Source organism: Methylophaga sp. UBA678, assembly GCF_002299105.1.
Lineage (GTDB): Bacteria > Pseudomonadota > Gammaproteobacteria > Nitrosococcales > Methylophagaceae > Methylophaga > Methylophaga marina.
This window is the reverse complement of sequence record NZ_DBNG01000013.1, coordinates 36,701-43,122: the sequence shown is the minus strand read 5'-3', so window position 1 is coordinate 43,122 and position 6,422 is coordinate 36,701. Positions and strand designations below refer to the sequence as shown.

8 protein-coding genes are annotated in these 6,422 nt (G+C 43.9%); all 8 read left to right on the top strand.

The genetic code is table 11. The annotated features are described in order from the left end of the window. The first annotated feature begins 601 nt into the window (after positions 1 to 601). The 8 genes from pqqA to B3014_RS07930 all read left to right on the top strand — a co-directional run bounded on the left by pqqA (position 602) and on the right by B3014_RS07930 (position 6,415). Positions 602 to 673, top strand: a complete 72-nt coding sequence (pqqA, locus tag B3014_RS07965; RefSeq protein ID WP_081443609.1) for a pyrroloquinoline quinone precursor peptide PqqA — start codon at positions 602 to 604, stop codon at positions 671 to 673. A 105-nt stretch (positions 674 to 778) separates the two neighbouring features. Then, positions 779 to 1,693 carry a pyrroloquinoline quinone biosynthesis protein PqqB gene (pqqB, locus tag B3014_RS07960; protein WP_289243092.1) on the top strand — a complete coding sequence of 305 codons (915 nt, stop codon included), beginning with the start codon at positions 779 to 781 and terminating at the stop codon, positions 1,691 to 1,693. A gap of 30 nt (positions 1,694 to 1,723) precedes the next feature. After that, positions 1,724 to 2,455 (top strand): pyrroloquinoline-quinone synthase PqqC, encoded by a 732-nt coding sequence (gene pqqC / locus B3014_RS07955; RefSeq protein ID WP_286303802.1) that lies wholly within the window; start codon positions 1,724 to 1,726, stop codon positions 2,453 to 2,455. Continuing rightward, positions 2,452 to 2,736 (top strand): pyrroloquinoline quinone biosynthesis peptide chaperone PqqD, encoded by a 285-nt coding sequence (pqqD, locus tag B3014_RS07950; protein WP_284723182.1) that lies wholly within the window; start codon positions 2,452 to 2,454, stop codon positions 2,734 to 2,736. The genes pqqC and pqqD overlap by 4 nt, the downstream gene beginning before the upstream one ends. Then, on the top strand, positions 2,708 to 3,901 hold the full coding sequence (pqqE, locus tag B3014_RS07945; protein ID WP_286303803.1) for a pyrroloquinoline quinone biosynthesis protein PqqE: 1,194 nt from the start codon (positions 2,708 to 2,710) through the stop codon (positions 3,899 to 3,901). Before pqqD ends, pqqE begins: the two co-directional genes overlap by 29 nt. Next, the gene (locus B3014_RS07940; RefSeq protein ID WP_289243093.1) at positions 3,891 to 4,829 is read left to right on the top strand and encodes an ABC transporter ATP-binding protein; all 939 of its coding nucleotides are present in this window, start codon (positions 3,891 to 3,893) and stop codon (positions 4,827 to 4,829) included. The genes pqqE and B3014_RS07940 overlap by 11 nt, the downstream gene beginning before the upstream one ends. Further along, the gene (locus tag B3014_RS07935; protein ID WP_286303806.1) at positions 4,826 to 5,614 is read left to right on the top strand and encodes an ABC transporter permease; all 789 of its coding nucleotides are present in this window, start codon (positions 4,826 to 4,828) and stop codon (positions 5,612 to 5,614) included. The genes B3014_RS07940 and B3014_RS07935 overlap by 4 nt, the downstream gene beginning before the upstream one ends. Positions 5,615 to 5,758: 144 nt before the next feature. After that, positions 5,759 to 6,415 carry a protein-L-isoaspartate O-methyltransferase family protein gene (locus B3014_RS07930; protein ID WP_289243094.1) on the top strand — a complete coding sequence of 219 codons (657 nt, stop codon included), beginning with the start codon at positions 5,759 to 5,761 and terminating at the stop codon, positions 6,413 to 6,415. Positions 6,416 to 6,422 lie beyond the last annotated feature (7 nt).

The following is a 6,422-nucleotide window of genomic DNA, read 5'->3' as shown; positions in this document are numbered from 1 at the left end:
GGCGATCCCAAGCTTAGAAAACGAAACAGATGGTCTCGGCGCAGTCGGTGCATACCGTGCATTGTCTAGCTGGACTAATCTGGGTGGTGTTCTGAGTGTATTCAGCCTGTAAGACCCAGATGATATAGATTATTTTGTAATCTTAATCTGAATAAAAAGGCCCGGCATCTTTTGATGTCGGGTCTTTTTTTTGAAAAAAAAAACCAGGCACAAGGCCTGGTTAAAATGAAATATAGGTAATGCAATCATGTGGTAAACCACAAAATCATTAAAGAAGCTGAAAAATTCTCTAATGAACATATTGTATAAAGACAACCAAGAATAGTCGTGAGCATAAATGCATTTTTAACTGGGTGTTTTTTACCTGAGACAGGTAAGAAGATCTTCCCGAGCATTGAGCTAATTTTGACGGTTTTTAACACAGCCATTTTTGTGGATTATAGGCAGGTAAAGCTTTTCCCGGCGATCCTTGAATCAGGAAAATCCTGAATGGCAAGGCGGGGAATCCTGACGAAACAAGTTTATTCGCTGTGTACTATCTAATCGTCTTCCAAATAGGTTGGATGACATTAAATAAAACAATTTTAGAGAGGATATAGTTATGTGGACTAAACCTGAATATTCAGACATGCGTTTTGGTTTTGAAGTAACCATGTACATCTGCAACCGTTAATCACGGTTTTGATGTATGCCCGGGGCATTCTGCTCCGGGCAACGTTATACCAGATAAAATTTGTTAAAGTCTTATCTGGTCTAATGCAAGTTTCTAAGGATATTTATGTTTGTACATGTTTTAGGTTCGGGAGCCGGCGGTGGTTTTCCTCAGTGGAATTGTAATTGCACTAACTGTAAAGGTGTAAGAGAGGGCACAATTAAAGCCAGTCCTCGCACACAATCCTCCATTGCTATCAGTGCAAACGGAACAGATTGGATTTTGTTTAATGCTTCCCCTGATATTAAAAAACAACTGGATGACTTCCCTGCTTTACAACCAGCTAGACAAGTCAGAGATACAGCCATCACCGCGATAGTCATCACAGACGCACAGATTGATCATGTCACCGGCATGCTTACTCTCAGAGAACATAATAAACCTTGGGATGTATATACCACTAATGCCGTATACGAAGATCTCACCACAGGATTCCCTGTTTTCAACATTCTCGGACATTTCCGTGGCATTAATCATCATGAGATCGCGACGGATGAGTCAGGCTTCACCATTCCCACGGCAGAAGGATTAGTTTTCACTGCCGTGCCTTTGAAGAGTGAGGCACCTCCTTATTCACCGCATCGTCATAACACGGTGCCTGGCGATAACATTGGCATGCGTATAGAAGATACGCGTACCGGTAAAAATTTATTCTATGCACCAGGATTAGGTGTAGCAGAACCGCACGTTATGGAATATATGGCGAATGCTGACGTCGTACTTGTTGATGGTACCGTTTGGACTGATGACGAGATGTCACACGAAGGCATTAGCAATAAACGGGCGCAGGAAATGGGACATCTGGACCAGTCTAGTAAAGGTGGCATTATGGAGATCCTAAGTGGCATGGATAAGCCACGCAAATTCCTGATACATATTAATAATACTAATCCAATACTCAACGAGGAATCACCCCAGCGGAAAACGTTGGAAGCGGCTGGAATAGAAGTGTCGTATGACGGCATGGATATCGAGCTTTAACAGTCTAAGATGATTCTAGAGGAACATGACATGTCAGAAAAACCAGCACCATGGACACGCGAAGAGTTTGAACAAAAATTACGCGAAAAAGAGTCGCTGTATCATATTAACCATCCCTTTCATAAACTGATGCATGCTGGCAAGCTGGACCAAAAACAAGTTCAAGGTTGGGTTGCTAATCGCTTTTATTATCAAACGGCGATTCCAATTAAAGACGCTGCCATTATGGCAAATTGTGAAGATGCATCTGTCCGTAAACATTGGGTGCAACGTATTCTTGATCACGATGGTTATGATGGGGAAGAAGGGGGCATTGAAGCCTGGCTGCAACTGGGTGAAGCCGTTGGTTTAACAAGAGAAGAACTGGAATCACATCAACATGTGTTGCCAGGTGTTCGTTTTGCGGTAGATGCGTATGTTAATTTTGCGCGCCGGGCTAACTGGCAGGAAGCGGCAGGGTCTTCGTTAACAGAATTATTTGCGCCTAAGATTCATCAAGCAAGACTAGACAACTGGCCTGACTTGTATCCCTGGATTGATGAACGAGGTTACCGCTATTTCCGTAAACGCTTAAGTGAAGCGCGTCGTGATGTCGACCATGGCTTACAAATCACACTGGATTATTGTGATACTCGTGAGAAACAACAACGCGCTGTTGATTTACTGCAATTCAAGCTTGATATCCTATGGACCATGTTAGATGCGATGTGGATGGCGTATATTGAAGGACGTCCCCCTTATTTTATGGAAGTTGAAAAATGACCGATCGCATTTTTAATGCAGACACGATTCCTGTTCTGGCTCTGGGTTACCGTTTCCAATGGGAGCCAGCGCAGGACTGTTATGTACTGCTTTACCCAGAAGGCATGGTGAAATTAAATCCTGCTGCAGGTGAAATTCTGAAGCGGGTAAGTGAAAAAAAGCAGACCGTCGGCGAGCTTATCGCTGAACTTAAAGAAGCCTTTAATGGCGCTGACTTAGACGATGACGTCTATCAGTTTTTGGAGGAAGCTCATGACAACGACTGGATCAGACCAGAATAAAGCACCAGGCAGTACTGGTGGTGCTATCGGAATGAATGTTCGTGACAGCATTCGTCAGCCTCTTTGGTTATTGGCAGAGCTTACTTACGCTTGTCCATTGCAGTGTCCTTATTGTTCCAATCCGATGGATTTTGCCAATGTTAAAAAAGAGCTAACAACCGAAGAATGGATCAACGTTTTCCGCCAGGCCCGTGAAATGGGCGCAACCCAATTGGGTTTATCAGGTGGTGAGCCATTAACTCGCCCCGATCTGATTGAGCTTATCCGTGAAGCCAGAAACTTGGGTTTTTATACGAATCTGATTACTTCAGGCGTAGGGTTGAATGCTGACAAGGCAAAAGAATTTAAAGAGGCGGGGTTGGATCACATCCAAGTCAGTTTCCAGGCGAGTTCAGAAGATCTTAATAACTTGATTGCTGGTACCGATGCTTTTCAGCATAAGATTGAGATGGCAAAAGCAGTAAAAGCTGCGGGTTATCCGATGGTGCTATGTTTTGTGACACATCGTCAGAATATTGATCAGATCGATGAGATTCTGGATTTAGCTATCAACCTTGACGCCGATTATGTTGAGCTGGCAACAACCCAATACTACGGTTGGGCCATGCATAATCGTGATCAACTATTACCAATGAAAGAACAATTAGTTCGTGCAGAAGCTATTGCGCATGAATATCAGGAAAAGCAAAAAGGTAATATGAAGATCTATTACGTTGTCCCTGATTATTATGAGGATAGGCCAAAAGCCTGCATGAATGGTTGGGGAAATGTATTTCTGACCGTCACACCAGATGGTACCGCTCTACCATGTCATGCGGCTCGTGAATTACCAGGCATGGAACTACCGAATGTCAAAGAACTGAGTGTGAAGGAAATCTGGGAAGGCTCGAATGATTTTAATCGTTTCCGTGGCTTTGACTGGATGAAAGAGCCTTGCCGCAGTTGTGATGAAAAAGAAAAAGACTTTGGTGGTTGTCGCTGTCAAGCCTATATGCTGACAGGTGATCCTGCGATGGCCGATCCAGTCTGTACTAAATCACCTGATCATCACCTGATCCTGGAAGCGATAGAAAAAGGGCGGCAGGAAGCTGAAAAACCAGCTGATACGGCTAAACCGCTCGTATTCAGAAACCCGAAAAACTCAAAAGAAATTTGTGGCTTATAAAAATCAATATGCGATTCTAAGCAAGAGCCTGACCAAGCAATATGGTCAGGCCCTTGCTGTTAATGGGCTCGATCTAAGTATCGAACCAGGACAGTTTTATGGATTGCTTGGTCCGAATGGAGCGGGGAAAAGTACAACCATTCATATGCTAACCACCATGACGTCTGCCTCATCGGGTCAAGCATGGATTGCTGGGCTGGATGTTAGTAAAAACGCCGTTCAAACCCGAGCTGCTGTTGGCTTGGTGTTTCAGGATTCAGCGCTTGATCGGATGATGACGGTGGATGAAAACTTACAGTTTGCCGCCGCTTTGTATCATTTGAATAAACAGCAGGCGGAACAACGTATCGCTGAGTTACTGTCGGTATTTGGCTTAGAAAAAAAACGACATCAGAAATTAGTCGCTCTATCTGGAGGGCAGCGACGCGCCGTTGATATTGCCCGAGGTGTCTTGCATAAACCTCAGGTTTTATTTCTGGATGAGCCGACGATTGGTTTGGATTTGCCTAACCGGCGTGCAATCTGGCGGTTTATTGAACAACTTCGAAAAGATGAGGGGATGACTGTCTTTTTGACCACGCATTATCTCGAAGAAGCAGAAGCTTGCGACCATGTTGACTTCATACAAAAAGGGCAACTACAGAAAGGTGGCTCTCCCAAAAAACTGATTAAGAATCTAGCCGCGTATATGTTGGAAATTGATTGTGCTGATACCGAAGCGGTCAGTCAGCAGATGCGCTCAGAATTTGGTGAGCCATTATGGGAAGATCAACATCTGACGTATCGTATCCAAGACAAAGAAACGGATTTTTATCAGCTGCAGAAAACGCTTGGTCATGCCGTTAATGCGATGCAATGGCGTAAACCAAATTTGAATGATGTGTATCTATGGACAGTATGTCCACCTGATTATGGGGTCGTGACATGACACATATGCTTGCGGTTAAGGCTGTCGTAGCAAGAGAGCTGACAAAAGTCTTTCGTCAACGGGCAAGACTACTCAGTGCCATGGTCAGACCCATGATATGGTTGCTGGTGATAGGTTCTGGTGTGGGCAGTATGTTGCAGGGTGAGCAACAAGCGGGTTATCTGAGCTTTCTGGTGCCTGGTATTGTAGCGATGACCTTATTATTTGCCGCTTTATTGTCAGCCTTGACCCTGGTTTATGACAAAGAATTTGGTGTGATGCGAATGATGTTAATTGCCCCTATTCCGCATTATTTAATTGTGATTGCCAAATTAATCGCTGCAGCCATCACGGCGATGGTTCAGGCCATTTTGTTATTAATCATACTGGCAGTGATAGGCTTAATCGAGGTAGAAGTGGCCTTATGGTTATTATTGCCCGCTCTAGCAACAGCGGTATGTTGTGCAGCAATAGGTGGTTTAATTGCTGCATGGTCAAAAACATTAGATAACTTTGCCGTGATTATGAATTTTTTCATCTTCCCGGTATTTTTCTTAAGCGGTGCGCTTTATCCCGTCACCCAATTACCTGAGATGCTGAAGTATATCGTCTTAATCAATCCATTTAGTTATGGTGTTGACTTGATGAAACATGCGGTCCCCAGTGCGACCAGTGATTTTTCTATTATGACGGATGTGATGGTGGTGACAGGATTTTCCATTATGGCGATTAGTCTTGCTTGCTGGCGCTTTTCTCGCGAATCTGTCCACGAGCCTTTATTCCATCGTGTTACTGGTAAAAAATAAAATCACACGACCGTTGCTTTTATAAAGTCATGAATAGGCAAAGTGACTGGATATTTCCCTTATTCTTCTATGGTTGCACCTATATAAGAAAGCACTTATCCTTATTCTCCTAACCAGCTATAGCTCAAAGATAGGGGCAATAATGTGTCGTTGCTAAATCATGCTCATCATAATATGGTCGTTCAGCAAGTTCGTCCCAGTGAAGTGCTTGATAACGCCGTTTTAAGCGTGATGACAGAGGTGTCCAGAGCTGATTTTGTTGATGAGCATTTAGCGATGATGGCTTATGCCGATACAATGCTGCCTCTCTCTCATGGGCAGACCATGTTATCACCGATATTAGAAGGCCGATTTTTACAGGCTTTACGCCTTACTCCTGAAACAAATGTCCTAGAAATCGGAACCGGCTCCGGGTATTTCACCGCTTTATTGGCTAAACTGGCACGTCACGTGATATCTGTTGAGTTTTATTCAGATCTCTCTGAAAGAGCAGCACAACGTTTATCTCATGCAGGTATCGGCAATGTGACCTTAACGGTGGGCGATGCCAGCCAAGGTTGGTCGTTAGTCGAGCGTGTGGACACCATTGTCTTAACAGCAGCTTGCGCCGATATTCCTGATGACTACTTACAAAGTCTGAAAGTGGGCGGAAAACTACTTATCGCGACTGGTAAAGCACCGGCAATGCCAGTTCAATTAATCACGCGAACAAGTGAACGGGAATGGCAAACCATAGTTCTGTTTGAGACCGTTATCCCATATTTGATTAACGCTGAACCCAGCCAACCATTTGAATTTTAAAACAGAG

Excerpts from the sequence above, each read along its gene's own strand:
- pqqB (WP_289243092.1), top strand. The coding sequence starts at position 779 with ATGTTTGTACATGTTTTAGGTTCGGGAGCCGGCGGTGGTTTTCCTCAG.
- pqqC (WP_286303802.1), top strand. The coding sequence starts at position 1,724 with ATGTCAGAAAAACCAGCACCATGGACACGCGAAGAGTTTGAACAAAAA.
- pqqD (WP_284723182.1), top strand. The coding sequence starts at position 2,452 with ATGACCGATCGCATTTTTAATGCAGACACGATTCCTGTTCTGGCTCTG.
- pqqE (WP_286303803.1), top strand. The coding sequence starts at position 2,708 with ATGACAACGACTGGATCAGACCAGAATAAAGCACCAGGCAGTACTGGT.
- B3014_RS07935 (WP_286303806.1), top strand. The coding sequence starts at position 4,826 with ATGACACATATGCTTGCGGTTAAGGCTGTCGTAGCAAGAGAGCTGACA.